The organism is Bartonella sp. MR90HLJMH (assembly GCF_042194115.1).
Lineage (GTDB): Bacteria > Pseudomonadota > Alphaproteobacteria > Rhizobiales > Rhizobiaceae > Bartonella > Bartonella grahamii.
The window spans coordinates 215,272-241,547 of sequence record NZ_JBHIMM010000002.1; the positions used below are offsets into that span (position 1 = coordinate 215,272).

Consider the following 26,276-nt stretch of genomic DNA (forward strand, 5'->3'; position numbering starts at 1 on the left):
TTTCCTATGGTGGGTTAATGGTTGCCTTGAAGGTAAAAATATTCTCGCAAAAAAGAAGAATAAAAAGTGGAAACAAGTAAAAGCTTCTCATTTGTGAGAAGAGAAACCTGTTTTTCCGTAAAATATCATCGTTTAGGCGGTGTAGAAGGCTTATGTAAAATTTATACCATGATGTGTTTTTTGTTAGTGTGTGAGGATATTCTTAAAGTTTGCTCTTAAAACCTAGAAAATAAATTGCATGATGAAGACAAAAGGGATGAATTGATAAGGATCAATTTCTACTGTTCATAGTAGACATAGCAAACTTAAGAGTCTCGCATAGTGTTATGGTTTTCTCATTACAAATCTATGTATCTTTAACCATAGCATTTGCTGCCTGCATATCACAAGCGGGATTGGTGTATGGGTAAAAACACTTGAAGAGTAAGGAATAAAACGGTCTTTTATAAATGCTTTCAAGTGCAAGAGAGTGCTGCAACATTGGGGACTGGCAAAACGGTGTGATGAGGCTGGCGTTTACGCTTCATAAGCTTGAAGAAGGGGTGGTGCACTATAAATGTTTAAGCTATTATCGAGAGCTTTTATACTCTATGATGAGGGGCTGTTGTGAAGTGGTGGCAATGTGCATTGGCCAAGTGTTTCTTTAAAATAAGCGCGTAAATTGGTAATACAAGTGTCTTCTGTTTGAGGCTTTTTATTTTACGTGAGGGCTGAGAGGATGTTTGGGAATGGATAAGCTTAGTGCTGTAATCACGTCCTGTAATTATATCTTTGACGTGGAGATCAGGAACGGAGTGGCGCGCTTGGAACTTCTAATGGGGGATTAAATTTGTGCTATTAGAGTGAAAGATTCTGCATAAATTTCTCTTTGAAGTCAATAGCTTATGATTTTTTGCAACCCAATTATTTCTACGTGTATTTCTACGTGGGGTGGATTGCTGGATATTGTCAAGCGGATGGGGAATTCAAATTATCCGGTGAGGGAACCAGTATAGTGAGAATATACTTTGGCTCTTGAATGTGGATAGTTTGAATTCCTTTTAATATCCATGCTGTAGAAAAAATTTGACCTTCCCAAGGGTGATCTATGATGATGTTTATTGAAAGAGTGAAAGGTTCACATTGTCTGGCGATAGACGTAATAAAAGTATGTCATAATACCAATTTATATACATGTTGCCAATGCCAAAGAGAGCTGACACAATGATCATTGGTATCCCGATCGATAGGGGCAGTGACTCTCTTCCTCCCATAAGGCATGCTATACAAAGAATTCCTGTCATTAATAAAAAGCCTATTGCGAAGACTTTCGTTACGAGAACAATGGGTTTACGAAAGGTTAAAAGAAAGAGGAATAGCATGTGTCTGAATGGACCCCCTCTCCGTTTTTTTGGGAGGAACAGGCTGTGCCTCATTTAAAGTTGCTTCATTATTTTTAGAAATGAAGTATTTTTTCGCTAAATGAGCGTTTTAAAGGCAATGATAGTATTAAAAGTATAATTTAGCTTTACTAGGATAATAAAATAAACATTTATACTTAGTCAATTAAGGGTGCTGTTAGGTGCTCTTGAAAGAAGCTTGGAGCGCGAAAAAAATTGAAACTTCGTGAAGTGTGCGGGTCTGATGGTCTTGATGAATGTCATTGTTGAGCAGGATAGAGAGTTACAGAGAATCTTTTGTGGGTGAGAGTATGCGTAAACAAAGTACGCTTACGATAAGGGAGTTCATAAAGAACTGTGCGGGATGCAATAAAGATATGCCATAAAACCCATGAGCATTATACGGTGGTGATGCGCCTTATAATTTATTGTCTTAACAAGCTTAAAGAAAAGGTGGGAAAATCGATGCGCTGAAAAGAGGGGGAGCGTGAGAGAAGAAAAATTGATTTGTAAAGAAGAAATTTAAGCCGTTGGGGGACGTTGAGGAGACTTTTTCGAGAAAGATGTTGAGCGGATGAACAAAAGAAGAAGGTCCTCTATCCGTTAAGGAAAAAAGAGAGAGAGGAAAGTTGCTATGCTGGAGGGGCTATCTTCTGATCAATATTGGGCTGCGTTTGCGAGAGTTGTTTGGGTAGAGTAATACGTTTTACCTCTCAGCGATTTTATGAGAAAACAAAACTCATGCTTTTGTGAAAATGCTTTTGTGCAAAAATAAACATAAGAAGAGAAGCTAGAGGCAATAAAAGCGCATCGTGGATTGGTATCTATGGGCGCAATAGATTAGTTTATTTCCTAAAGATTGGGATTAAAAGAAAAATGAAGGGGCTGCCGTTATCATGGGAGAATAATGATGCCTAGAGGTAACATGTTGGATGAGGCGGTGATGTTGGATGAGGGGATGATGTTTTTGAGAAAAAAAGGGGGACAGAGTTTTGGGTGGGAAAGAAGGGTTGAAAGGGGTTGGGGAGCGTTTGTTGAGCCGCATGGATAGTCAATCGGTGTGGAGTGAAGATTTGTTTTTGAGGGGGGATGAGATGTGAAACGGTTTGTGGGCGAGAAGAGGTGATGTTTTTAAAAGAGCAGGGCTTGTAGGAGGGTGTGAAGGGGGGAGAAGCCCATGTCAGGGGAAAGTTAAAAGGTCAGGGGTGTGCGCGATTTGAGCCGCTGGATATCGGTGTGAGGGGAGAGGGTGCTTTTTCTGTCTTCACTTGGGTGAAAAAGCGTTTTTATATGTGAGCGTTAAGATTTGCTCGCTGGTCCCATTAATTGGATGACATGCCCCATTTTGCGGTAGGGTTGAACAGTGCTTTTGCCATATAAATGGATTGAGGTGCGCTCTTGCGTGAGAAAATATTTTAACGTGCTTAAATTGTTCCCAAGAAGATTTGTCATTTGGCAATCGCTATGACGGTATGTGCTGCCTAAGGGAAGACCGCAAATAGCACGGATATGCTGTTCAAATTGTGAAGTTATGCATGCTTTTTGTGTCCAATGACCAGAATTATGGACACGCGGCGCGAGTTCATTTACTAAAAGATGACCATCCGTTAAGACAAAAAGTTCAATACAAAGAACACCAACATAATCGAGGGCATCCATTACTGTTAGGCTGATTTCTTGGGCTGCTTTTTGCACGTCAAGTGGAATATGGGATGGAACAAAGGATTTATGAAGAATTCCGTTTTTATGTTGGTTTTCAGGGCAATCATAAAAAATATGTTCCCCTTGTTTTGTGCGAGCCGAGAGAACTGAAATTTCTGATAAAAAAGGAACTATTTCTTCCAAAATACAAGGCTGCTCCTGAAAAGTCCTTAAGGCTTCGTCAAGGGTTTGTTCATTGGGGCGGTCAAGTTTGATCTGGTTTTTCCCATCATAACCAAAACGACGCGTCTTTAAAAGACCACGTTCGCCTAAGGCATCGAGAGCGGAAAGAAGAGAAGAAGAATTGTCAACAGCATACCATGAGGCGGTTCCAATCCCTTGATCACGTAAAAATTGCTTCTCAAAAAGTCGATCTTGCGTGATCTCTAATGCTTTGGAAGAAGGATAAACAGGCTTACTCTTCTCTACATATTGAACCGTTTGAAGCGAAAGATTTTCAAATTCATAGCTGACAACATCACACTGAGAAATAAAATGATCTAAAGCTGATGTATCGTCATAGGAGGCAACAATATGGCTGTTTGCTGTTTGAGCGGCTGGGCAATCGGCCTCAGGGCAAAAAATAACTGTTCGAAACCCTAATTCTGCGGCCGCTATGGCGAGCATCCGTGCTAATTGTCCGCCCCCGATTAAACCAATGACGCTGCCTGGAGGTAATATGTTAGGTGAGGGGGCGTTGGACGAGAGGGGCGTGTTGGATGAGAGGGTGGTGTTGGAAAACGGTGCCATTTTAAACCTCCGTTACAGGCGTTTTGGCGACATTGGCTGTTTGTTGTTGACGCCAATCTTGTAATCGCTGGGCGAGATCATGATCATAAATGGCCATAACGGCTGCGGCTAAAAGTGCTGCATTAATTGCGCCTGCTTTGCCAATTGCTAATGTGCCAACGGGTATCCCTGCTGGCATTTGCACAATTGAAAGCAAAGAATCTTGACCAGAAAGAGAATGAGAATGCACTGGAACGCCAAAAACAGGAAGAGGCGTAAGGGCTGCTAGCATACCAGGAAGATGCGCTGCACCCCCTGCACCGGCAATTAAAACTTTAAACCCTGCGTCTTTTGCTTCTTTTGCAAATTGATAAAGGCGTTCAGGAGTTCGGTGTGCTGAGACAATATGCGAACTATGAGAAATACCAAGATTCGTCAAAATATCTGCACTATGGCACATCGTTTGCCAATCCGATTGGCTCCCCATTAAAATCGCGACATCACATGATTTTTTCATCATTCACCATCCTTTTCAAAGGTTCAATGCGATTCTTTATCATTATTTTTTTAAAAGTTTTATATTCTCTTTGCAAAGCCAATTGATGACAGAGAAACAGTTATTTTTCAAATAAGATGGAAAGCTAAAAATTTAAAGGGGGATCTCGAGAGTTGAAAAATTAAAGTATTGAAGGTTATGAAGCACTTCTTTTGAGGGGGAGGGATGAATTTTGAGGGGGGTGTTAAGGGGTGGTGTGGGACCTATGAGGCTGTTGAGCTTCGGGATTGTCGTTTATTTAAGGTAAGAGGAAAAAATACATCGGGGGAAAGCCATTGATTGTAAGTTTTAAAAAATGTCTCATTTTTATTTGCTAAAATAAACATGGTCACCATATATTATAAAATCTGCTGCAATTTGAAAAATTGCTTATGAGAAAAAGAGATTTTTATGGCGAAAATGCGTTGCAAAGTGAGGATATTCTTTTGAGAAAAAAGAGATGTCGCTCTCTTAATTTCAAAGGCTATTTATTTTGCTGTTCAAGTGATTCTATTAATTGAGTGGGGGAATATGCTCTTTGTAATCGTTGATATATTTTTAATAATAGCTGATATAAAGGGAAGCGAATAATCAACGCTTTTGTGCTTTTGTTAAGATGTGTTTCTTAGCGATTATATGGTTCTGCGTTTTTTTTTCACTTAAATATAATGACAAGATAAAGTGAATGACGAATTGTGAATAATAAATCCATGGTCTCTTTTTTGCCCAATTTTGTAATAATGGTGGAAGCTGAAATAAATTAAAAGTTAAACACCGGATGTAAAGGAGATTTAAAGCTATGTTTTTTCCATTTTTAATCGCTTTAGGTACTGCAATAACGACTATGTATGGCAAAAAAAATATAAGTTATGCTTTGTGGGCAATTTTATTCGTTGTCATTCTTCTCACTTTCAATCATCACGCAACTTCTACTTTAAATTTATCTTTTTGAGAGAATAGCCATGGAACAAGTTGAACAAAAAAACCCTCATTTCGTCATCTTTATGAATACGCTAGGACTCATTGGGTTATCTATTGTCTTGGTGGTGGCTTTTTATTATCAATTGGTAAAGTTTGAGTTACCTTGTCCCCTTTGTTTGCTACAGCGCGTTGGATTGATGCTGGCAGGTTGTGGGTTCTTGCTCAATATTCACCATAAGGTGAAAAATACCCATTATGGTATGGTTATTCTCGGTTGTATGGTAACGAGTGCCGTTGCAGCACGGCAAGTGTTTTTGCATATAACACCTGATGATTTGGGATATGGTTCAACGTTCTTTGGATTGCATTTTTATACTTGGGCTTTCATTATTTCTGTCCTTTGTATCTTTGCTGTCTCATTTGTCATGATTTTAGGCGAATTGGCACATAAGTTCAAAGAATTTTCTCCTTTTCCATTTTTGAGTAAAACGGCAAGTTTTTTATTTGTGTTTTTGATTGCGGCAAATTTGATTTCTACCATACTGGAATGTGGTGGTGGACAATGTGCTGATGATCCTGTAAGGTATGAATTGTTATCAAATTGGTTCCCTTCACAGTCTTGAATTTTTAATAATCCCTCATCGTGATTTTATTGTTAAAGAGGCGGAAATGTTAAAAAATCCGCTTCTTTTTTATTGATTGGGAAGACATTTTAGCAAGATTATTCGATAATCTGATCTTTTATGCCAACACTGGCTTTTATGAGCGCTTGCGATTGATGTTTTTTTAAGCGAAGACTTGCTCTGTGAACCTTTTATACTGTCTTTTGAGGGAGATAAAAGGATTGGTTGCAGGTGTTTTTAGAACAATCCCAGATTGTTGAGCTGCGTGGGTTAAAAAGCTTCGTTTTTTAAAGGTGCATTAACGATAAAAAATTTTTATTCTTGATTTTTCTTAACATTGCGTTAAATAAGTTATTGTATTCATTTTGATGCTTCTGAAGTATCTTTGCTGCTTTTAGAGGGATTAATTTAAAATTTTGAAAATTATCTGAATAATTTTCTGCAGAGGTTTGTTTATTAGAGGCAAACCTTTTTTTTTATCTAATTTTTAGATCTTTTCTTTTCAGTGTGAAGCCTTTTTTAGAAAAAATAAAGCGTCTGGATGACTCTCTTTTTTATTAAGGTGTTGATTTATAATGATAAATTATCATTTCCAACGTGAAGCACAACGCTGAAAAATAATAAGATTTTCTCATCACCCGTTCTCTCATATTGAATCAATTAAAATTACTTGCTTGCACATCATGAGCGGATGGGCCATGTGGGTAAAAACTTTACAAGAAAGGCATGCCTTTAATGAATTGGCTCTTGAACTGAAGGCTGTCCGCAACATTGGGAGCTGGCAGAGTTTTTGTGATGCTGCCAGTGTGTTCCTCCATAAGCGTAAAGATAGGGGGGGCTGAATGGATTTTATACATTTCATGGGGGGGGGATTTTGCCATTCCTATCATGGATAGCGTTGGCGAAATGGGTGTGATGAGCGTTGAGAGATCTGTCTTTAAAACAAGCGTGTGAATATGCAACGCAAGTATATTGTGTTTTGTGCGTTTTGTCTTACGAAAAAATACGGTGATTTATAAGGATAAGTTATCGTTGCGAATATTGAATGAGAAAAACGAAAAGGTTCTCTCATTTCAAATTTTCTTATAGTCAATCAATTAAATGTACTCTCGTACGTTACAAGAAAGCACTGGATGTAAATAAAAAATTTTTTAAAAGTCGTAAAATGCTTCCTATAAATCCTTTTGATAGCTAGAAGTTGTCGAAAAAATTTATGCTGGTCAATGCAAATAATAGGGCGGTTTATATCTATGATTTAAGTGAAAATAGAGGGATTTAAATGAAAAGGGAGGCGAGATTTTAATGACAGTTGGTGAAAACGTTATTGTGTAATGCATTTTTTACAGATTTTCTGCTTTCTGTAATGACGTAAAAGCGTAAAAACGGAAATGTGCAAAAAAGTAAGCTGCGATTTTATGTGTGGTGTGTGATTTTATCATGGCATGGAATGTAGAGAGAAGATTGGGGTTTGGGGATGAAGAGTCTGTGAAGGGAGGGGAAGTTTGGATGAAGAGGCGGGTGCGTTGATGAGAGAGAAGAGAGGGTGTGAGGGAAGAGAGGGGGAAAGTTGCTTTTTGAAGAGGGAGTGAACGGGTGCTTTCAGTGATCTTACTTTAGGGTGGTGAAGGGGCAAGAATATTTTAGAATAGGACGTATCTGTCGCGTTTGATGAAACATCATCTTTTGAGGGGTGGGTGATCTGAAGTTTATAGGGGGAGTTGGATATTGGCAAATAATGTCAATTGTTACTCTTTTGCTTAATCAGAAATCAGCCATAAGATTGCTTTTTGTTTTTTCGCTTTGAGTTCTCTAAAGTTTTTCAAAAGGGTGTGTTCTTTTTCGCTGTATGTTTCTTGATCATAGTGTGCGGCATGTGTTGAAAGATTTTCTTTTGTGGCAATATCTGCATAAAAAAAGCTTATGGGAACATCCAGTTTTTGGGCGATTTCGAGTAAACACCCTGCGCTTACACGATTTAAGCCTTTTTCATATTTTTGGATTTGTTGGAAACTGACGCCTAAATAGCTTCCTAATTCTTTTTGGGAAAGTCCCATTGAAATGCGTCTATGGCGGATTCTTTTGCCTATCAAAATGTCGATAAAATTTGGATTTTTAGTTGGCACTTAAAGCCCCCTCCGGTTGCGAGCGCCCTCGCATTGGTATTCCGGGAGTCTGAAAACACTGACTTGACTCAGCCTTTTGCTTTTAGTGCTAGAGCGCACCTGGACATAGCAAAATCTCCCGGAATTCCGGGATACCCGCAAAGCGGGATAAATTCATGTGTCAAGTCTTCGGGTTTTCAGTTCCCTATTGGTCGTTGCGTATACGACCAAACTTACAGTATTCATTCATAAGGCAATTTCAGAAAATTGGCAAGAGAAATCAAAATCTTTCTATTCTATTATGCCGTAAAACACTGCTCTTTGAGAGGTGTGGTGTGCTGGTTTGAATTTGACTTAAGGGGGTATATGAATGGAATAATGTTAATTGTTACTCTTTTGCTTAATCAGAAATCAGCCACAAAATTGCTTTTTGTTTTTTCGCTTTGAGCTCTCTAAAGTTTTTCAAAAGGGTGTGTTCTTTTTCGCTGTATGTTTCTTGATCATAGTGTGCGGCATGTGTCGAAAGATTTTCTTTTGTGGCAATATCTGCATAAAAAAAGCTTATGGGAACATCCAGTTTTTGGGTGATTTCGAGTAAACACCCTGCGCTTACACGATTTAAGCCTTTTTCGTATTTTTGGATTTGTTGGAAACTGACGCCTAAATAGCTTCCTAATTCTTTTTGGGAAAGTCCCATGGCAATTCTTCTTTGACGAATTCTTTTGCCTATAGAAATATCAATAAAATTTGGATTTTTAGTTGGCACTTAAAGCCCCCTCCGGTTGCGAGCGCCCTCGCATTGGTATTCCGGGAGTCTAAAAGTACTGAATCCGAGTCAGTTTTTTTGCTTTTAGTGCTTAAAGCACCTGGACATAGCAAAAACTCCCGGAATTCCGGGATACCCACAAAAGTGGGCTCAATTGTACGCTCGGATTTAGGGCTTTTAGTTCCCTATTGGTCGTTGCGTATACGACCAAAATTACAGTATTCATTTATAAGGCAATTTCAGAAAATTGGCAAGAAAAATCAAAATAATCTCAAAGACTACAAGATTGGGTACTTTTTAAAAAAGTGCGAAATATGGATTATAAATCGCGTTTTTTTCCTATAGATATAAATCGCGTTTTTTTCCTATAGAAATGTCGATAAAATATGGATTTTTAGTTGGCACTTAAAGCCCCCTCCGGTTGCGAGCGCCCTCGCATTGGTATTCCGGGAGTCACAAGTACTGAACCCTAGTCAGTTTTTTTGCTTTTAGTGCTGGTAAGCACTTGGACATAGCAAAAACTCCCGGAATCCCGGGCCCCCCACGAAAGTGGGTTCAATTGTACGCTAGGGTTTAGGGCTTGTTTTCCCTCTTGATCGTTGCGTGGACGATCAAAATATCTTTTAAGTGATAAAGTAATTTCAGAAGATTGGCAAGAGAAATCAATATGTCATAAAACGGCGTTATTTGGAGGGGCGGTGATATCGGGCATATCAATTTATCAAGGTGTTTTTTAGAGTGTGATGAATATTTTAGGATGGATTTCTTTGCCTGGCCTGATGAAACAGTCTCGTTTGAGGGGTGGGTGATCTGAAGTTTATAGGGGGAGTTGGATATTGGCAAATAATGTCAATTGTTACTCTTTTGCTTAATCAGAAATCAGCCACAAAATTGCTTTTTGTTTTTTCGCTTTGAGCTCTCTAAAGTTTTTCAAAAGGGTGTGTTCTTTTTCGCTGTATGTTTCTTGATCATAGTGTGCGGCATGTGTCGAAAGATTTTCTTTTGTGGCAATATCTGCATAAAAAAAGCTTATGGGAACATCCAGTTTTTGGGTGATTTCGAGTAAACACCCTGCGCTTACACGATTTAAGCCTTTTTCGTATTTTTGGATTTGTTGGAAACTGACGCCTAAATAGCTTCCTAATTCTTTTTGGGAAAGTCCCATGGCAATTCTTCTTTGACGAATTCTTTTGCCTATAGAAATATCAATAAAATTTGGATTTTTAGTTGGCACTTCAAGTCCCCTCCGGTTGCGAGCGCCCTCGCATTGGTATTCCGGGAGTCAAAAATACTGAACCTAAATCAGCTTTTTGCTTTTAGTACTCATCGCACCTGGACATAGCAAAAACTCCCGGAAACCCGGGAAACCCACAAAAGTGGGATAAATTTATGTTTAGGTTTCGGGTTTTTGATCCCCTATTGATCGTTGCGTATACGACCAAAGTTACAGTATTCATTCATAAGGCAATTTCAGGAGATTGGCAAGAGAAATCAATATGTCATAAAACGGCGTTATTGGGGGGGTGATATCAGGCATATCAATTTATCAAGGTGTTTTTTAGAATGTGATGAATATTTTAGGCTGGATTTCTTTGTCTGGTCTGATGAAACAGTCTCGTTTGAGGGGGGGTGATTTGAAGTTTATAGGGGGGTGTTGGGTAAGAAGCTGGGTTGTAGAGCATTGTTTTCAGAGCAGCGCGGGGGTGGTGATGTGGAAGTTTCATTTGGCTGCTTTCTGTGAATGTATAAAAGCGTAAAAACGGAAATGTGCAAAAAAAAGGAAAAGGCTTTATGTCGTTAGGGGGCGTTGTGGTTAATGAGACGGAATGTATAGGGATCGTGTTTTCAAGCTGGGAGAGCAACATAAATAGAGGATAGCTTAGATGAAATGTGTGGAGAGAGGAAAAATGGGTCAGGCTGTGCGGGGAAATGCATAGAGAGTGGAGAGGGCTGTGGAGCATGTCGTGGATGGATTTGTGAAGGATGTTTTTGAAAAAAGGAGGGGGCTTCTGGATGGGGAGAGGTGTTTGCATTTATCCCAATGGCGCATGTTTAGGGTGTGGAAGGCGGAAGGTGAGGAAAAGTTGGAGGGATGAGGATTGTTTGTAAGTCGTGGAGATAGTCAGAGGCATTGGGAAAACGCTTGAGGGGGAGAAATTTTAGCGCAATTTCTCGTCACTCTGAAATCAAGATCATCCTAAAAATTGGAGGAAATGGGTGGGAAAAATTGGTGGAGAGAAAGTTTTGAGCCTCAATGTGTGTGGTGATATGTGTGGTGATGTTTTTTGAGCGCATGAGAGAGTAAACTTGAAAAACCTTTCTCTTTTTGTTGAATTTTTATTCACAAACTTAAGAAAATAGGATATGAACGCTGGAAATAACGCACAGCTTAATAAAATATGTGCACTGTAAAGGAAATGTTTGTTTATGTCAAAAGAAGAAGTTTTAGAATTTTCTGGTATCGTTACTGAACTCTTACCGAATGCAATGTTTCGTGTGAAACTGGAAAATGATCATGAAATTATTGCGCATACTGCTGGTAGAATGCGGAAAAATCGTATTCGCGTGTTGGCAGGTGATAAAATCATGGTGGAAATGACACCTTATGATTTGACAAAAGGGCGCATTACATATCGCTATAAGTAGCCTAAGGGGTGGCTTGCGCTTTTTTGTAAAAGCCATCATATTATTTCTATTATTTTTTAACAGTTTTTAAGCTTGCTTTTCATGAGTGAAAAAAGGGGAGTGTTTGAATGGCATTGAAAAACTGTAAAATCAATGCGGAAAAAAGATAAGGAGATTAATGGCGCTTAAAAAGGGGGCGCGTAAAAGGGGCGAGAGGGAAGTCGATTGTGAAGGGGTGGAAATGAAAAATATAAGAGAGTGGGGGAAAAAACGTTTGGCAGATGCTCTTACAGAAGGAATTCATTTGGTGCTTGCTTCTGCTTCGCCAAGACGTTTAGCGCTCTTAGCACAAATAGGGATTGATCCTCAGCAGGTTTGTGCAAGCGATATTGATGAAACGCCAAAATTAAAAGAACATCCTGCAAATCTTGCCAAACGTTTGGCAAAAGAAAAAGCGCTGAAAGCCCAAGAAATTTTGCGCTGGTACGATCAGAATGGTCAAGAAGAGTTGCAGAATGGTCAAGAAAAATTACCTCAACAGAAAATGATTATCTTGGCTGCTGATACGGTGGTGGCTGTGGGGCGCACCATTCTCCCCAAACCAGAGGGTGAAGACGAGGCTTATGAATGTTTGCGATACCTTTCTGGGCGTTCGCACAAGGTCTATGGCGCCGTTTGTGCGCTCAATGAACGTGGAAAAATAACCGTAAAATTGGTTGAAAGTCGTGTCCGTTTTAGACGCTTAACTTCTTCCATGATGAAGGCTTACCTTGCTTCTGGTGAATGGCAAGGGAAAGCTGGTGGCTACGCTATTCAGGGAAAAGCCGGTGCTTTTGTTGTCTATATCACGGGTTCTTATTCTAATGTTGTGGGATTGCCTTTGGCTGAAACAGTCGATCTCTTGACCGCTTATCACTATCCACTTTTCACTCATTGGGTTGAAGAAACGCATTAGAAAAACTTTAAGGCAAGATCAATGCAAGGTGAAAAGCAACAAAAAGAAAAAAGCAAAAATGAAAAAAAGGAACAGAAGAAAAGTTAATGAAGGAGCAGATGACAAAGGTGCGCCAAGAAAAAAAAGAGCTAAATTTGCAAAAAGAGACTCGTCCTCCGCATCCTTGTCCTATTTGTGGTCAAATGTCACAACAAAACGCCTATCCTTTTTGTTCCACACGGTGCCGAGCCATTGATCTTAATCGTTGGCTTTCAGGCGCTTATATTTTACCGCCCCCGCCGCAGAAAAGTGATGAAGAAGAATAAAGAGTCCTCTTGAGGAGAGAATGCTCAGAGCGTTTTTCGTGTTGGAGCTGAAGGTGAGGGCGCGCGGGATTATCGTAAATGGATTCAAGAGCTGGATTAACGGCTTGGTTATTGTCGTCATTCGCAAAGACGCAGATTAAGTTCAATCAATGATGAAAGTTTTAATACATATCTAAGACTTAGCACCAGTGGTTTTGTAATTATAAATTGCTTTGTTGCGGAAGGTCGTTGATGCCTTTAGGGTGTGAGGGAAGAATTGATAATCCAATCAGTATTGCTAAGGAAAAAGAGGGGGGCGTGTTTTAGTGCAAATAGACGGGGCAACAAACAATCGCTTGTTGGTGCTTTTGCTGGGTAATGGCATGGTGTCATTTGGGGGCTGGATTGATTATATCGTGATTTTGACCGTATCTGTGTTCATCTGGAAAGCTGATCAATATGATGTCGCTTTTATTGGAGCGGCAACATTATTACCGGGTATCGTTCTGTCTAAGCCAATTGGAATGTTGGTAAGTCATCGTTATATGATACATTGGTTGCGTGCATCGTTGTTGTTACGGGCGTTATGTACTGTCGTTTTATTGATGGCGACGAGTCTGCAGGGATTTATTATACTGGCAGTTATTCGAGCGACATTCAATAGTCTAGCCATTCCAGCAATTTTCGTTCTCAGTGCAAATTCTGTGCCTGAAAAAGAACGTACTCGTTACTATTCTGTGCTTAACATGATCAATAGCATGGCGAAGATGATAGGACCTGCTTTGGGGAGTACGCTCTCTGCGTTTTTGTCAGATACATATACTTTATTGTTTTCTGGATTTCTGACGTTGCTAGGCTTTATAGTGTTTTGTTGTATTGGTGCACAACCTGTCTCGTCGCTCATAGTAAAAACAGCGAACACCATGAAATCACAGCATAGGCTTTATGGGACAACTTGGTATGCCTATGTGGCGGTGATGTTTGTGTATTTTGCCATGATCTTTATGGTGAATAATCAGTTGCCTGTCATCCTTAATGCACTGAAAATGAATAAACAGGCTCTTGGGATGTTGGTATCTGCTTCAGGGATTGGTAATTTTTTATATGGGTTTTGGAGAGTGAAACAATCAAAGCATAAACCCCTTACAGGCAAAATATCAGAGTTGTTAATGCCTGCAATGTCAACAATGGTTTGTTTTGTAATGATTTCAGTGTGCTTTTTTTACTTGGATTTACTCCGTATTGAAACTTTGTTTTTCTGTTCTTTTCTTGTTGGAATGGTTAGTGCCTACTTTTCCATATCTTCTAATGTTTATCTGGTAACCAATTTCAATGAACAGATTGGGTTGGCTTCTGGATGGGTGCAGTCTATACAAAATTTAGCTATGTTGGTGGCTCCCTTTGTTGGAGCGTTTGTTTTAGGTCACACTTCGGCTGGGCAGTTGTTCCTTTTTTCTGGATTGAGTGGGTTATTCTGTTTATTGGGTATCAGGATATTGGTAAGCCGTCCTTTGTTCATTATTCATTCTGAATGATTGGCTCATCAACGAAACATGTGTTGTAAATCATTTTTCTGAGATTTAGAGGACGTGGAGATAATCCAACATAGAGCAGCTTTTTCAACGTTATAAGCTCAATCTTTTGATTTTTACTTAACCGCTCATATGTTTTTTTCGGGGCTTTGCCTTCTTGACACTGTTCTACCGTCTCATAAACTCAAGCGGAGACATGGTTTTGAGTAACGATTGCACTGTATTGAACCCTGTTATGCTACGAATAGTTAAACTTTCAACCCCAGCCACTGATCCTCAATCAGCTTGGCTTGAAGCAATAACGGAAACAGAAAATGAGCTATAGTATAAATTATCCTACATGCCGTAAAATATCACTCTTTGAGGGGTGTGGTGATATCAAGTATGGGAAATTTTAGGCAGGGGGTATGTTAACTGTTGTGCTTTTGCTTAATCAGAAATCAACCACAAGATTGCTTTTTGTTTTTTCGGCTGGAGCTCTCTAAAGTTTTTTAAAAGGGTGTGTTCTTTTTCGCTATAGGTTTCTTGATCGTGGTGTAAGAGAGTGTCTTTTATTGAGATATCTTCTTTTGTAGCAAGGTCTGCATAAAAAAAGCTCATGGGAACATCTAGTTTTTGGGCGATTTCCAGTAAACATTTGGCACTTACACGATTGAAGCCTTTTTCATACTTTTGGATTTGTTGAAAACTGACACCTAAATGGCTTCCTAATTCCTTTTGGGAAAGTCCTATTGAAATGCGTCTGTGACGGATTCTTTTGCCTATCAAAATGTCGATAAAATGTGGATTTTTAGTTGGCACTTAAAGCCCCCCTCCGGTTGCGAGCGCCCTCGCATTGGTATTCCGGGAGTCTGAAAGTACTGAGCTCTAGTCAGCTTTTTGCTTTTAGTGCTTAAAGCACCTGGACATAGCAAAATCTCCCGGAACCCCGGGACACCCACAAGAGTGGGTTCATTTTTACGCTAGAGCTTAGGGCTTTCAGTTCCCTCTTGATCGCTGCGTAGACGACCAAAATTACACTTTAAGTGATAAAGTAGTTTCAGGAAATTGGCAAGAAAAATTAAAATAATATCAAAGACTATAAGATTGGGTACTTTTTAAAAAAGTGCGAAATATGGATTATAAATCGCGTTTTTTGCTTAATCAGAAATGTCGATAAAATGTGGATTTTTGGTTTGCACTTCAAGCCCCCCGCTGGGGGCGAGCGCCCTCGCATTGGTATTCTGGGAGTCAAAATACTGAGCTCTAGTCAGTTTTTTTGCTTTTAGTGCTAAGAGCACCTGGACATGGCAAAAACTCCCGGAATCCCGGGTCCCCCACAAAAGTGGGTTCAATTGTACGCTAGGGTTTAGGGCTTGTTTTCCCTCTTGATCGTTGCGTGGACGATCAAAATATCTTTTAAGTGATAAAGTAATTTCAGAAAATTGGCAAGAAAAATCAATATGTCATAAAACGGCGTTATTTGGAGAGGCGATGATATCAGGCATATCAATTTATCAAGGTGTTTTTTAGAGTGTGATGAATATTTAGGCTGGATTTCCTTGTCTGGTCTGATGAAACAGTTTCGTTTGAGGAGTGGGTGATCTGAAGTTTATAGGGGGTGTTGGGTAAGAAGTTAAATTGTAGAGTATTGTTTATAGAGCACTGCGGAGTGGTGAACCTTTCATTTGGTTGCATTCTGTGAATGTGTAAAAGCGTGAAAACGTATATCCGTACAATGATGCGGAGGATTTGTGGATTTATGCATTGTGCATGTTTTCGGGTCATGTTGGGATTTTGTCTGGCGTGGAATGCGGTGAGATAAATGGGGAAAGAGTTTGTGAATGGAGGAGAAGTTGGGAGGAAGAGAGTTGTTAAGCGCGTTGGTTGGAGAAGAGTGTGTGGGGAATATTTTAGGGCATGGCTTATCTGGCGTGTTTGATGAAACAGTCTCGTTTGAGGTGTGGGATAGCCATATGAAATAATCAGCAGGGGAATCTGATAGACGGGAAATCAGATTGTTTACAGAACAGTGTTTACAGAGTGGTGCGTGGGGTGCTGGTTTGGAAGTTTCGTTGGCTTCGTTCTGTAAAGATGTAAAAGCGTAAAAATGTATATCTGTAAAAGTGAAGCGAAGGACTTATGGATTTGATTGATGCATTGTGCGTGTTTTTGTCATGTTTGGCTTTTGTCTGGCGTGGAATGTGTTGACAGGATTGGCGAGCTGGAGGGTGTGCAGACTGGAAAGGAAATGAAAGAATGCTGTTAGGGGCGTTGGTTGGAGATTGGAGAAGAGTGTGTAGGGGGAATGGGGGAATGATCTGAAACGAATGGGTGGTCAGTGGTGGAAACTTGCTATGCAAGCATTTGAATTATTTACAGACTATTGTTTATAGAGTGGCGTGGGGTGCTGGTTTGGAAGTTTCGTTGGCTTCGTTCTGTAAAGATGTAAAAGCGTAAAAATGTGAATCTGTAAAAGTGAAGCGGAGGATTTGTCCTTTGTGTATGCTTTTATCATGGCATGGAATGTGGTGAGATAAATGGGGGGTGAAGAGACTGTGAATGGAGGGGGGAAAATTGAGATGAAGAGGGGTGTTAAGTCGTAAGTATATGACGGCGAGGAAGGGGTGTGTGGAATGGAGGATGAAGAGAGTGCGTATGGACAAAGAGAGGGGGTGGATAAGAGGCGGGTGGTGCAAAGGGATGCGTGAAGGATGGTGTAAGGATGATAGAGAGGGAGGTGAGGATTCTATTAAAAGGGTGTTGTGGTTTTGAGAGGAGGGTGAGAGTGGAGAAAATGTGCTGGGAAGCACGGGGATGGGGTAAGCTAGATGGGATGAGAGCAGGGCTGGAAAAAGGAACTAGAAAATGGAGAAAAACAGTGGTTGGAAGATGAAAAAAACTACCTAACCTCCCATTTGTTTTCAAAGGGCGTGAGGAATTTATGTTTTATTAAGAAGAAAAGCTTAGTTTTTTTTCATAATTTTCCAAGTTTTTCCATCAGACATATACATGATTTTTTGGCCTGTGGTTACTTTTCGTATCTCATGATCGGTACGAATTGAGGAACTTGAAGCTGCATGGTTGTCTACGAAGATTGATTTCCACATAAATGGGCCGGGGGACGGGAAAAAGATATTGGGTGCCCAAGCACCATCTTGTAAATAAACGACGACAAGCTCTTCTTTTTTCAATTTATCCGAAATAGTTTGTGCAGAGAGGTCTTTCCCATTGGAAATGGGGACTTTCGGCTCAGCTGTGGGGGAGGCTAAACCTCCAAGGTCGCTTATACTATTCATGCACGTACTGAATTTACATACTATTTGGACGACGTGAGGATCTTTACAGTGTCCTTCAGCAGAGGCATTTATGAACGCTTGGTATTTGTAATCAGCTATAGGGCTGAAAAAGGTGGAACTTTGTGGACTTAACACATAACAGGAGGAAAGATGCCTCTTCCAACGAGAATGATCTTCAACAAAACTCGAAGATTTATGGAGCTTGCCAAATGTGTTTGGAACTTCGATAACACCGACTGTTGTTGCTTTACCAGCTATAAGGTCGATTATTGTTCCTGTAACTAGATTTCCATTCTTGGAAACATCCAATCTGTATCGAGTTCCAATTTTCCACGGAAATTCAATCTCACAGCGTACTCCTGAGCCCTCATGGGTAAAATGTTTACATTTCTCACTCTTCCATCCCGTGGCATTCCGGATAGAAAAGTGAATGGTGCGGGTGCCTCTGTTGAATAAACCAATATAGCCACTTTTTCCATTTTTGAATTGAAACTCGTTTCCCCAGAAATAGATGGAATGAGGTCCACCATCATAAGTTATTTGCTGAAAAAAAGAAAATGTATCAAATGACCTATTTTGAGACCATGTGTGTTGCATCGTGACAACTTTACCAGCAAAAACAGCGTAGCTTGGCTTGCTTATGAGACAAAATAGAATAATTATAAGAATATTTTTTACTTTACTGTACAAATTAACCTAATTTCATTTAATAAATTTGAAATGATTCCATAAATATAATTATATTTAATCTATTTTAAATAGAAAATATAATAAATACTTTTTATTTCACTCTTAACTACATGTCGTAAAATACGCTTTTTAAAAATCAAAAGGTGTATTTGCTTTCATTTAAATTCAATTCATTAATAATGATGTACTGATGTTGTGGTTTTACTTGTAAGGCTGTGCTGGTGGGGGCTGTGCTGGTGGGGCTGTGCTGGTGGGGTTGTGCTGGTGGGGTTGTGCTGGTGGGGTTGTGCTGGTGGGGTTATAGGGGAGTTGCAGTTTTTATTTAAATAATGACAGTGCGCCTTTCTCTCCCTCTTGCTATAGGGCTTGTGAGGACCCATATTCTTTTTAGCACTACGGTTCTTCTTCATGCGGCATCATTTGCGGTGTTTTGTGGGGATTAGTCGGTCCTTTGAAGATGTCTCTTTTGTGGAATGTTGGGGGAGTTTAAAGTGCGGCGGTGGCTTGAGATTTAAGGAAAAAAAATGAACTTGGAAAAATATAGCGAACGGTTGCAAGGTTTTTTACAATCAGCACAAAATAGTGCCCTCTCTTCTGATCATCAGCAATTTATGCCGGAGCATCTGTTGAAAGTGCTGTTAGACGATTCTCAAGGGTTGGCGGCATCACTGATCCAAAAAGCGGGTGGTGATCTTACTCTTATTCGAAAGGCGCTTAACAAAGCACTTGATGCTTTGCCAAAAGTGCAAGGGGGAAATGGACAGCTCTATTTGTCTCAGCCGTTGGCAAAAGTCTTTAACATGGCTGAAGATCTGGCGAAAAAAGCCGGTGATCAATTTGTGACTGTGGAGCGTGTGTTGCAAGCACTGATCATGGAAAAGACCGCAAAAACCGCTGATATTTTAACAAAGGGTGGTTTGACAGCGCAAGCGCTTAATCAGGCTATTAATGATTTGCGGAAGGGAAAAACAGCAACAAGCCCCCATGCCGAAAGCCAATATGATGCTTTGCAAAAATATGCTCGTGATTTGACAAAAGATGCTCGTGAAGGAAAACTTGATCCTGTTATTGGGCGGGAAGAGGAAATTCGCCGCACTATTCAGGTGCTTTCACGGCGGACGAAAAATAATCCTGTGTTGATTGGGGAGCCTGGGGTGGGGAAAACAGCTATTGTGGAAGGGTTGGCATTGCGCATTGTTAATGGCGATGTGCCTGAAACTTTGCGTGATAAACAGCTTCATGCGCTCGATATGGGAGCGCTTATCGCTGGTGCAAAGTTTCGTGGGGAATTCGAAGAGCGCCTCAAAGCGGTGCTGGCAGAGGTGCAAGCTGAAAATGGACAGATCATTTTGTTTATCGATGAATTGCATAATCTCGTGGGGGCAGGAAAATCCGATGGTCCTATGGATGCTTCCAACCTGCTAAAACCTGCTCTCGCACGCGGAGAACTCCATTGTGTGGGGGCTACGACTTTGGATGAATATCGAAAATATGTCGAAAAAGATGCTGCTCTTGCACGCCGCTTCCAGCCTGTCTTTGTGCCTGAACCCTCTTTAGAGGATACTATTTCTATTTTGCGCGGTATTAAAGAAAAATATGAACAACATCACAAAGTGCGCTTGGCTGATAGTGCTTTGATTGCGGCGGCGCGTTTGTCTAACCGCTATATTACGGATCGTTTCTTGCCTGATAAAGCTATTGATCTTATCGATGAAGCGGCGGCACGGTTGCGGATGCAGGTCGATTCAAAGCCGGAAGAACTTGATGCACTTGATCGGCGTATTTTACAGTTGAAAATTGAACGTGAAGCTTTGAAAACAGATGTCGAGCCAACAGCAAAAGAACGTTTGAAAAGCGTGCAGGATGAACTGAAAATATTGGAACAACAGTCCGCTGAGATGACAACGGCTTGGCAGGCTGAGAAACAAAAATTAGGGCATGCTGCTGATTTGAAAAAACAACTCGAAGAAGCACGCAATGCTTTGGCTATTGCACAGCGTGATGGACAATTCCAAAAAGCTGGAGAGCTCGCTTATAGTGTTATCCCTGAACTCGAAAAACAATTGAGCATCGCTGAAAATGATGACCAACAAAATCATCTCGTTGAAGAAACGGTCACTGCTGAACATGTGGCACGGATTGTTTCACGCTGGACCGGTATTCCTGTTGATCGAATGCTGGAGGCAGAACGGGAGGCGCTGTTGCGGATGGAAGATGAAATTAGCAAACGTGTGATTGGTCAGGGAGAGGCTGTTCAAGCTGTTTCTCGCGCTGTACGCCGCGCGCGCGCAGGGTTGCAAGATCCCAATCGTCCGCTTGGCTCTTTCATGTTTTTGGGTCCTACTGGTGTGGGAAAAACCGAATTAACCAAAGCTCTGGCCGCTTTTCTTTTCCAAGACTCCAATGCCATGTTGCGCATCGATATGTCTGAATATATGGAAAAACATGCTGGGGCGCGGCTTATTGGGGCGCCGCCTGGATATGTTGGATATGAAGAGGGAGGCGTGCTGACCGAAGCCGTACGCAGAAGACCTTATCAGGTCATTCTGTTCGACGAAATTGAAAAAGCACATCCTGATATTTTTAATCTCTTGTTGCAAGTGCTCGATGAGGGACGTTTGACCGATAGTCAAGGACGTACCGTTGATTTTCGTAATACCTTGCTGATTATGACTTCTAATCTTGGCGCTGAATTTTTAACCGCTTTGCCTGAAGGACAAACAACTGATCAGGCAAAAAATGATGTCATGAATGTCGTCAAAGCGGCTTTTCGTCCGGAGTTTTTAAACCGTATTGATGAGATTATTCTCTTTCAAAGATTGCAACGCCACGATATGGAAGCGATCGTCGATATTCAGATAGAACATTTGCAAAATTTGCTCAATGAACGCAAAATAACTTTGCAAATCGAGCCAGAGGTGAGGAAATTTCTTGCCGATAAAGGCTATGATCCCCTCTATGGTGCACGTCCGCTTAAACGGATTATCCAAAAAGAAATTCAAGACCCACTGGCGGAAAATATCTTATTTGGAAAAATTCACGATGAAACAACGGTGAAAATTATAAAACAAGGTGATCGGTTGGAATTTTTGCCTGAAGATTAAGTTTGAAGAAATTCACGCTATAAAGGGCGGTGATAATCCTATTATGTGATAAACACCGCTCTTTGAGGCGTGCTGATTTAGAAAAATTCACGATGAGACAGCGGGTGTTTTATTGCAAAGCAAAGGGAGTGGTCGGTGTTTTTGCATGTTAAATGAGTGTTCTCGAATATCGTAGGATTCTTTTACTTCTGTTTGTAGTGAAAACTATTTTCTTGCAATGTAATGAGTGAAGTCACAAGCGGGATTGCTTTATTGCTTTATTGCTTTATTGCTTTATTGCTTTGTGCGTAAAAGCGTTAAAGAGAAATGCCGTTTATCTGCCGTAAAACATTGCTCTTTGAGGGGGCTGATCTGTGACATGGGGAATTTTAGACGAAGATATTTTGACGATGGATTGGAGTTTTGCTGTTTAAGCAAAAGGTGGAGGATGCGGAAAATGCACTGCTCTCTCATTTTTTTCGGTGCTATGCGTTTTTCTGCTTTAAAATTTTGCTAAAAGTTTTTTAAAACTGTTTGATTGATCACAACTCTATGTTGGTGGCTCGTAGATAATGAAGCATGATTATCTGCACAATCAAGTTTGCTCCTTTGTAATTTTTTAATCAAGATAAAGACTTAAAAAACAAGACCTCTAACCTGTTTTTTGTTAAAATTTTCTCTATTCGCGTTATAAAAGCAAGTTTAAGTGGAGGTGTATAATAAAAATATCATCTATATCTTAATTGAGTCTATTTTTACCAATAAGCTAAAATACGGTAAATATTAAGTAAAACAAAAAGATAATGAACTTTTTTCAAGAGTTTTAATAAAAACTGTATTGGAGTTTATTGATCAAAAGGATCATTTGAAATTTAAGCGGGGGGTATAATCTCATGAACTTAGCCACAAACTTAGCCACAAACAAGGAATTAATTAACAGCTGGTTTGCAGAGGGCGTTAAGAGTTACAATCGGCGTATTCCAAAAGGCTTAAAGGATTTCTATGAGGATAGGAAAGATTCGTTAATAAGTGATGATAAGCTTCAACAGGAAATTTTGGACTCTTTAATACAGCGTATATCGTTAACACCGGATGATTCCAATCCATTAAAGATGTTTCTTGAACAAGGCATTTCTTTTAGGGAGGAGCAAGGGGCGAGAGTTTTTGATACTATTAGAGGTGAGCATTCGATATCTGTTAAAAGTGGAGAAAGCGTTGATCCATTTAAAGTGAATGATCCAGAAATTGACGCATCATCTATACCGGACAAACGAGAAAATACCCATACATTTACGATGACGTGTGATCGAAGAGAGCGTGCTTTTAGAGAAGAGTATGGGCTGGACAATCTTTTAGAAGAGATCAGATCGTTCTTCCGAAATCAGGATAATATTGAGAGTTACAATTGGTTAGAAAAGCTTATTGATAGTGCATTAAACAGTGAAGTTGCACCGTTACAAGAAACACAAGAAATCTACATTCCAGACATTCGTAATCTTCGTTTAGATGAAAAATCATATGAGCTCGCTATAAAAATCATTCGACAAGCAGTCAACTGTCTTGGGATTCACTCACGTTTGTACAATGCTTGTTATTTTCAAAAAGCTTGTTCTTTGCGTGATCTTGTATTCATTTTTGGCATAGGTGCTCAATTTGACATAAATGATCAAGTTCTTAACGAAGTCATGAATATATCGACAGTTTGTGACGCTAAAAATAACCTTTTAAAAGTGAAAGATTTTGGTGAGAAAAATAGCGATGTTATTGGTCTTGCTATGTCAAAAAAAGCGATATCTATCGATGACTTAAAAATAAAAAGGTATAGCAAGTTTGATCCAAGCAATTCGCGCACGAATATCTTGTTTCATATTTCGCAATCGTCATTATTTCGTCCGTTTGAAACAATGATTGTCTTTAAAGCAGGGACTGATGATCAGATTGAAAAAACAATAAAAAGGTACGAAGGCGCCAATGACATGAAGTTAAAAGAAGAAGCAGAGAAAGAAGCTTTAAAAAGAGTAAAAGTGCTATAAAAAAGATTAATAGAGGCATTCAAAAGTCATTGGAAAATTATAAGTGAAAACAAAAATGCAGCTGATTATTCTATCTGCCGTAAAATATTGCTCTTTGAGGGGGTGTGGGGAGCTGGTTTGAATTCGATTTAAGGGGGGATATGAATGGAATAATGTTGATCGTTGCGCTGTTGCTTAATCAGAAATTAGCCACAAGATTGCTTTTTGTTTTTTAGATTTGAGCTCTCTAAAGTTTTTTAAAAGGGTGTGTTCTTTTTCGCTATAGGTTTCTTGATCGTGGTGTAAGAGAGTTTCTTTTGTTGAAAGATCTTCTTTTGTGGCAAGGTCTGCATAAAAGAAGTTTACGGGGACATCTAGTTTTTGGGCGATTTCGAGCAAACATTTTGCGCTTACACGATTGAAGCCTTTTTCATATTTTTGGATTTGTTGGAAACTGACACCTAAATGGCTCCCTAATTCTTTTTGGGAAAGCCCTATTGAAATGCGTCTGTGACGGATTCTTTTGCCTATCAAAATGTCGATAAAATGTGGATTTTTAGTTGGCACTTCAAGCCCCCCTCCGGTTGCGAGCGCCCTCGCATTGGTATTCCGGGAGTTAAAAACACTGACTTGACTCAGCTTTTTGCTTTTAGTGCTAAAGCACCTGGACATAGCAAAATCTCCCGGAATTCCGGGATACCCGCAAAGCGGGATAAATTTATGTGTCAAGTCTTCGGGTTTTTAATCCCTATTGGTCGTTGCGTAGACGACCAAAATTACACTTTAAGTGATAAAGTAATTTCAGAAGATTAGCAAGAAAAATCAAAATAATTTCAAAGACTATAAGATTGGGTACTTTTTAAAAAAGTGCGAAATATGGATTATAAATCGCGTTTTTTGCTTAATCAGAAATGTCGATAAAATGTGGATTTTTGGTTTGCACTTCAAGCCCCCTCCGGTTGCGAGCGCCCTCGCATTGGTATTCCGGGAGCCTGAAAGCACTGACCTCGAATCAGCATTTTGCTTTTAGTGCTGAGAAGCACCTGGACATAGCAAAATCTCCCGGAATTCCGAGATATTCGCAAAGCGGGTTCGTTTTTACGCTAGAGCTTAGGACCTTTAATCCCTCTTGATCGGTGCGTAGACGATCAAAATTACACTTTAAGTTAAAGGAATTTCAGAAGATTAGCAAGAAAAATCAAAAATTTTCTATTCTATTGTGCCGTAAAACACGGCTCTTTGAGGGGGAGTGAAAATCTGGAATATTTGAGGGCAGGGCTTGATTTATTGAGCCTGATTAAGTGCTGTTGTTTGAGGGAGATTTGAAGTTTAAGGGTACTAGGCAAAAAGCTTTGTTCGTTTGCAGAGCAGTGCGGAGTGGTGGTTTGGAAGTTTCGTTTGGCTTCGTTCTATGAAGATGTAAAAACGTGAAAATGTGAATCTGTAAAAGCAAAACGGGAGATTTGTGCTTTATGTATAGTCAAGATGATTTTAAATTTAAAGTACTAGGTTGTTCAGCTGGTAAAGCAGAATTTCCTCGTTTAGACAAAAAGACTAATACTGTACAAACAGTTCTATATTTTGATGATAAAAAAGTTCTATTTGTCATAGCAAGAACAGCTATTCCAGATTTTTTGATATTGTCTCTAAATTTGAAACCCCCAGTCAAAATATGGGTCTAATTTTATCAGTAAAATTAACTAAATCTAGTAACAATAATAGAGCTTACTATGTAATAAAATACACGGTATTGCTAATGAGATTTGACTTTAAAATAAGAATGTAAGTTCAATTTTCTAATCCAGAAACAAAAAACTTATGAGTTTAAAGATTATGAAATTTTAAACAGATGTTTTAATGGTGAAAAATTTATTAATTTATTACAAGAAAAAATAGATGATACAGTTACACTTGTCACATTATTATAAAATAAGCCCTCTGCGGGAACAGAGGGCTTCAATAGTGGAAAAAATTCTCAACATTGGGGAAACAATGTCAAAAAAACTGATATGCAAAACTTAAAACCACATATAAATTATGCATGTTCATATCTTAGTAATTCATTAGGTATAAGGGCGATGGAGGAAATCGCACCTTCGGAAACCGTCACTACTAAGAATGTGTGTGAGGCTAGCAGAGAATTAAAAAAATGGCAAGCAGAAAAAAAGTTTAAACAAAAAAAGAAAACTTTGCTGTTCGTGCCCATAAATATAATGAATTAATTCCAAATAGTGCTTTTTATTGTAAAGCGTATCCAGAAACTGAAAATCAGTTAATTCACTACAATAAATATAATAACAAAATTAAACAGAAATATTGTTAAAGATAGAAGTTCTAAAAGACTGATTTAAAAAAAATAATTTCTCAAAAGCTAAAGATGATATCATAAAAGATATGGTTAAAAGACATTTTATTAAAAAAGGATATTTTAAAAAAATACGATACTTTACCAAGCCCTGTAATGAAAAATTTATCGGGAATTACAAAAGCAACTTTTTAACACCTACTTTAGAATTAAATGATGATGAGATATTAAAAAATGCATATAAAGGTGGGCTTTGTTTTTTAAATCAAGAAATGGGGACATATATATATAATGGAATTGAAGTATATGATGTTAACAGTATGTACCCAGCTATGATGTTAAAACTGTTACCTATAAGTAATTCTATCTACAAAAAAGACGAAATATTCACAAATTCATATTGTGCGTGTTTTTTGTCACGTTGGGCTTTTTGGGGCGTGGAATGTAGTGCGAGGATTGGGGGAAGTGTTTTCATAAATGGAGGGGGAAGTTTAGAGGAAGAGTGCTGTTCAGTTGTTAAGTGTGTGATGGGAGAGAAAAGGGGGAATGGAGGATGAAGAGAGTGCGCATGGATAGGAGGAGAGTGGGCTTGATTTGTTGAGCCTGACGAAGTGTTGTCGTTTGAGGGGCGGTTGGGTGTAAGCTTTGTTCTGTGGGGAAAGCTGCTTTTTGAAGTGGGGTTGTAGACCAGTGCTGGTTGGGAATTTTCATTCTTTGAGATGTGGGCTGGAAGTCAATATAATAATATAGCAGATT

Annotated in this window: 23 protein-coding genes; 15 read left to right on the forward strand and 8 right to left on the reverse strand. The window is 39.4% G+C overall.

Annotated features, from left to right (window positions below):
- Positions 1-2,286: 2,286 nt before the first annotated feature.
- Positions 2,287-2,430, forward strand: coding sequence for a hypothetical protein (locus tag ACFIJ9_RS02240; RefSeq protein ID WP_375635619.1), 144 nt, complete (start codon positions 2,287-2,289; stop codon positions 2,428-2,430).
- A 248-nt stretch (positions 2,431-2,678) separates the two neighbouring features.
- Here the strand turns inward: ACFIJ9_RS02240 and ACFIJ9_RS02245 are convergent, their stop codons facing one another.
- Positions 2,679-3,830 (reverse strand): 5-(carboxyamino)imidazole ribonucleotide synthase, encoded by a 1,152-nt coding sequence (locus ACFIJ9_RS02245; RefSeq protein ID WP_375635620.1) that lies wholly within the window; start codon positions 3,828-3,830, stop codon positions 2,679-2,681.
- Between the two features lies 1 nt (position 3,831).
- Positions 3,832-4,329, reverse strand: coding sequence for a 5-(carboxyamino)imidazole ribonucleotide mutase (purE, locus tag ACFIJ9_RS02250; RefSeq protein ID WP_015856858.1), 498 nt, complete (start codon positions 4,327-4,329; stop codon positions 3,832-3,834).
- An 814-nt stretch (positions 4,330-5,143) separates the two neighbouring features.
- Between purE and ACFIJ9_RS02255 the strand changes: the two genes are divergently transcribed.
- The 3 genes from ACFIJ9_RS02255 to ACFIJ9_RS02265 all read left to right on the forward strand — a co-directional run bounded on the left by ACFIJ9_RS02255 (position 5,144) and on the right by ACFIJ9_RS02265 (position 6,730).
- On the forward strand, positions 5,144-5,296 hold the full coding sequence (locus ACFIJ9_RS02255) for a DUF5993 family protein (protein ID WP_015856857.1): 153 nt from the start codon (positions 5,144-5,146) through the stop codon (positions 5,294-5,296).
- Between the two features lie 10 nt (positions 5,297-5,306).
- Positions 5,307-5,888 carry a disulfide bond formation protein B gene (locus ACFIJ9_RS02260; protein WP_375635621.1) on the forward strand — a complete coding sequence of 194 codons (582 nt, stop codon included), beginning with the start codon at positions 5,307-5,309 and terminating at the stop codon, positions 5,886-5,888.
- A 698-nt stretch (positions 5,889-6,586) separates the two neighbouring features.
- Positions 6,587-6,730, forward strand: a complete 144-nt coding sequence (locus tag ACFIJ9_RS02265; protein ID WP_375635622.1) for a hypothetical protein — start codon at positions 6,587-6,589, stop codon at positions 6,728-6,730.
- Between the two features lie 915 nt (positions 6,731-7,645).
- Here ACFIJ9_RS02265 and ACFIJ9_RS02270 read toward each other — a convergent pair.
- From ACFIJ9_RS02270 to ACFIJ9_RS02280, 3 genes are all read right to left on the reverse strand, one after another.
- Positions 7,646-8,011: a helix-turn-helix domain-containing protein gene (locus ACFIJ9_RS02270; RefSeq protein WP_375635623.1), complete on the reverse strand. Its 366-nt coding sequence runs from the start codon at positions 8,009-8,011 to the stop codon at positions 7,646-7,648.
- A gap of 379 nt (positions 8,012-8,390) precedes the next feature.
- Positions 8,391-8,756 (reverse strand): helix-turn-helix domain-containing protein, encoded by a 366-nt coding sequence (locus ACFIJ9_RS02275; RefSeq protein WP_375635624.1) that lies wholly within the window; start codon positions 8,754-8,756, stop codon positions 8,391-8,393.
- A gap of 868 nt (positions 8,757-9,624) precedes the next feature.
- Entirely contained in the window at positions 9,625-9,990 is a 366-nt protein-coding gene (locus ACFIJ9_RS02280; RefSeq protein ID WP_375635624.1) for a helix-turn-helix domain-containing protein, read from the reverse strand.
- Between the two features lie 155 nt (positions 9,991-10,145).
- Between ACFIJ9_RS02280 and ACFIJ9_RS02285 the strand changes: the two genes are divergently transcribed.
- From ACFIJ9_RS02285 to ACFIJ9_RS02310, 6 genes are all read left to right on the forward strand, one after another.
- A complete protein-coding gene (locus tag ACFIJ9_RS02285; protein WP_375635625.1) occupies positions 10,146-10,283 on the forward strand; it encodes a hypothetical protein in 138 nt (45 codons plus the stop codon).
- Between the two features lie 437 nt (positions 10,284-10,720).
- Positions 10,721-10,852 carry a hypothetical protein gene (locus tag ACFIJ9_RS02290; protein ID WP_375635626.1) on the forward strand — a complete coding sequence of 44 codons (132 nt, stop codon included), beginning with the start codon at positions 10,721-10,723 and terminating at the stop codon, positions 10,850-10,852.
- A 331-nt stretch (positions 10,853-11,183) separates the two neighbouring features.
- Entirely contained in the window at positions 11,184-11,402 is a 219-nt protein-coding gene (gene infA, locus ACFIJ9_RS02295) for a translation initiation factor IF-1 (RefSeq protein ID WP_004857577.1), read from the forward strand.
- A 220-nt stretch (positions 11,403-11,622) separates the two neighbouring features.
- On the forward strand, positions 11,623-12,336 hold the full coding sequence (locus tag ACFIJ9_RS02300) for a Maf family nucleotide pyrophosphatase (RefSeq protein WP_375635662.1): 714 nt from the start codon (positions 11,623-11,625) through the stop codon (positions 12,334-12,336).
- A gap of 98 nt (positions 12,337-12,434) precedes the next feature.
- Positions 12,435-12,641, forward strand: a complete 207-nt coding sequence (gene yacG / locus ACFIJ9_RS02305; RefSeq protein WP_375622490.1) for a DNA gyrase inhibitor YacG — start codon at positions 12,435-12,437, stop codon at positions 12,639-12,641.
- Positions 12,642-12,946: 305 nt separating this feature from the next.
- A complete protein-coding gene (locus ACFIJ9_RS02310) occupies positions 12,947-14,155 on the forward strand; it encodes an MFS transporter (protein WP_375635627.1) in 1,209 nt (402 codons plus the stop codon).
- A 426-nt stretch (positions 14,156-14,581) separates the two neighbouring features.
- Here the strand turns inward: ACFIJ9_RS02310 and ACFIJ9_RS02315 are convergent, their stop codons facing one another.
- On the reverse strand, positions 14,582-14,953 hold the full coding sequence (locus ACFIJ9_RS02315; RefSeq protein WP_375635628.1) for a helix-turn-helix domain-containing protein: 372 nt from the start codon (positions 14,951-14,953) through the stop codon (positions 14,582-14,584).
- A 1,022-nt stretch (positions 14,954-15,975) separates the two neighbouring features.
- On the opposite strand from ACFIJ9_RS02315, the gene ACFIJ9_RS02320 reads away from it, so the two are divergent.
- Positions 15,976-16,116, forward strand: a complete 141-nt coding sequence (locus ACFIJ9_RS02320) for a hypothetical protein (protein ID WP_375635629.1) — start codon at positions 15,976-15,978, stop codon at positions 16,114-16,116.
- A gap of 722 nt (positions 16,117-16,838) precedes the next feature.
- Positions 16,839-17,027: a hypothetical protein gene (locus ACFIJ9_RS02325; protein ID WP_375635630.1), complete on the forward strand. Its 189-nt coding sequence runs from the start codon at positions 16,839-16,841 to the stop codon at positions 17,025-17,027.
- A gap of 70 nt (positions 17,028-17,097) precedes the next feature.
- Here the strand turns inward: ACFIJ9_RS02325 and ACFIJ9_RS02330 are convergent, their stop codons facing one another.
- On the reverse strand, positions 17,098-18,027 hold the full coding sequence (locus ACFIJ9_RS02330; protein ID WP_375635631.1) for a DUF3472 domain-containing protein: 930 nt from the start codon (positions 18,025-18,027) through the stop codon (positions 17,098-17,100).
- Between the two features lie 617 nt (positions 18,028-18,644).
- On the opposite strand from ACFIJ9_RS02330, the gene clpB reads away from it, so the two are divergent.
- Complete coding sequence (gene clpB, locus ACFIJ9_RS02335) at positions 18,645-21,224, forward strand: ATP-dependent chaperone ClpB (protein ID WP_375635632.1); 2,580 nt, start codon at positions 18,645-18,647, stop codon at positions 21,222-21,224.
- A gap of 872 nt (positions 21,225-22,096) precedes the next feature.
- Complete coding sequence (locus ACFIJ9_RS02340) at positions 22,097-23,236, forward strand: hypothetical protein (protein WP_375635633.1); 1,140 nt, start codon at positions 22,097-22,099, stop codon at positions 23,234-23,236.
- Positions 23,237-23,410: 174 nt separating this feature from the next.
- On the opposite strand, the gene ACFIJ9_RS02345 is transcribed toward ACFIJ9_RS02340, so the two are convergent.
- Positions 23,411-23,782: a helix-turn-helix domain-containing protein gene (locus ACFIJ9_RS02345; RefSeq protein ID WP_375635663.1), complete on the reverse strand. Its 372-nt coding sequence runs from the start codon at positions 23,780-23,782 to the stop codon at positions 23,411-23,413.
- 1,827 nt (positions 23,783-25,609) lie between these two features.
- Here ACFIJ9_RS02345 and ACFIJ9_RS02350 point away from each other — a divergent pair.
- Positions 25,610-26,077 carry a DNA polymerase gene (locus ACFIJ9_RS02350; RefSeq protein WP_375635634.1) on the forward strand — a complete coding sequence of 156 codons (468 nt, stop codon included), beginning with the start codon at positions 25,610-25,612 and terminating at the stop codon, positions 26,075-26,077.
- The last annotated feature ends 199 nt before the right edge of the window (positions 26,078-26,276 follow it).

What these genes read in the sequence shown, in the direction of transcription:
- ACFIJ9_RS02285 (WP_375635625.1), top strand. Translation starts at nt 10,146, where the DNA reads ATGTTTAGGTTTCGGGTTTTTGATCCCCTATTGATCGTTGCGTATACG.
- ACFIJ9_RS02300 (WP_375635662.1), top strand. Translation starts at nt 11,623, where the DNA reads ATGAAAAATATAAGAGAGTGGGGGAAAAAACGTTTGGCAGATGCTCTT.
- yacG (WP_375622490.1), top strand. Translation starts at nt 12,435, where the DNA reads ATGACAAAGGTGCGCCAAGAAAAAAAAGAGCTAAATTTGCAAAAAGAG.
- ACFIJ9_RS02245 (WP_375635620.1), bottom strand. Translation starts at nt 3,830, where the DNA reads ATGGCACCGTTTTCCAACACCACCCTCTCATCCAACACGCCCCTCTCG.
- ACFIJ9_RS02330 (WP_375635631.1), bottom strand. Translation starts at nt 18,027, where the DNA reads ATGCAACACACATGGTCTCAAAATAGGTCATTTGATACATTTTCTTTT.
- ACFIJ9_RS02260 (WP_375635621.1), top strand. Translation starts at nt 5,307, where the DNA reads ATGGAACAAGTTGAACAAAAAAACCCTCATTTCGTCATCTTTATGAAT.
- ACFIJ9_RS02265 (WP_375635622.1), top strand. Translation starts at nt 6,587, where the DNA reads ATGTGGGTAAAAACTTTACAAGAAAGGCATGCCTTTAATGAATTGGCT.
- ACFIJ9_RS02340 (WP_375635633.1), top strand. Translation starts at nt 22,097, where the DNA reads ATGAACTTAGCCACAAACTTAGCCACAAACAAGGAATTAATTAACAGC.
- clpB (WP_375635632.1), top strand. Translation starts at nt 18,645, where the DNA reads ATGAACTTGGAAAAATATAGCGAACGGTTGCAAGGTTTTTTACAATCA.
- ACFIJ9_RS02240 (WP_375635619.1), top strand. Translation starts at nt 2,287, where the DNA reads ATGATGCCTAGAGGTAACATGTTGGATGAGGCGGTGATGTTGGATGAG.
- infA (WP_004857577.1), top strand. Translation starts at nt 11,184, where the DNA reads ATGTCAAAAGAAGAAGTTTTAGAATTTTCTGGTATCGTTACTGAACTC.
- ACFIJ9_RS02320 (WP_375635629.1), top strand. Translation starts at nt 15,976, where the DNA reads ATGGAGGAGAAGTTGGGAGGAAGAGAGTTGTTAAGCGCGTTGGTTGGA.
- ACFIJ9_RS02350 (WP_375635634.1), top strand. Translation starts at nt 25,610, where the DNA reads ATGGTTAAAAGACATTTTATTAAAAAAGGATATTTTAAAAAAATACGA.
- purE (WP_015856858.1), bottom strand. Translation starts at nt 4,329, where the DNA reads ATGATGAAAAAATCATGTGATGTCGCGATTTTAATGGGGAGCCAATCG.
- ACFIJ9_RS02255 (WP_015856857.1), top strand. Translation starts at nt 5,144, where the DNA reads ATGTTTTTTCCATTTTTAATCGCTTTAGGTACTGCAATAACGACTATG.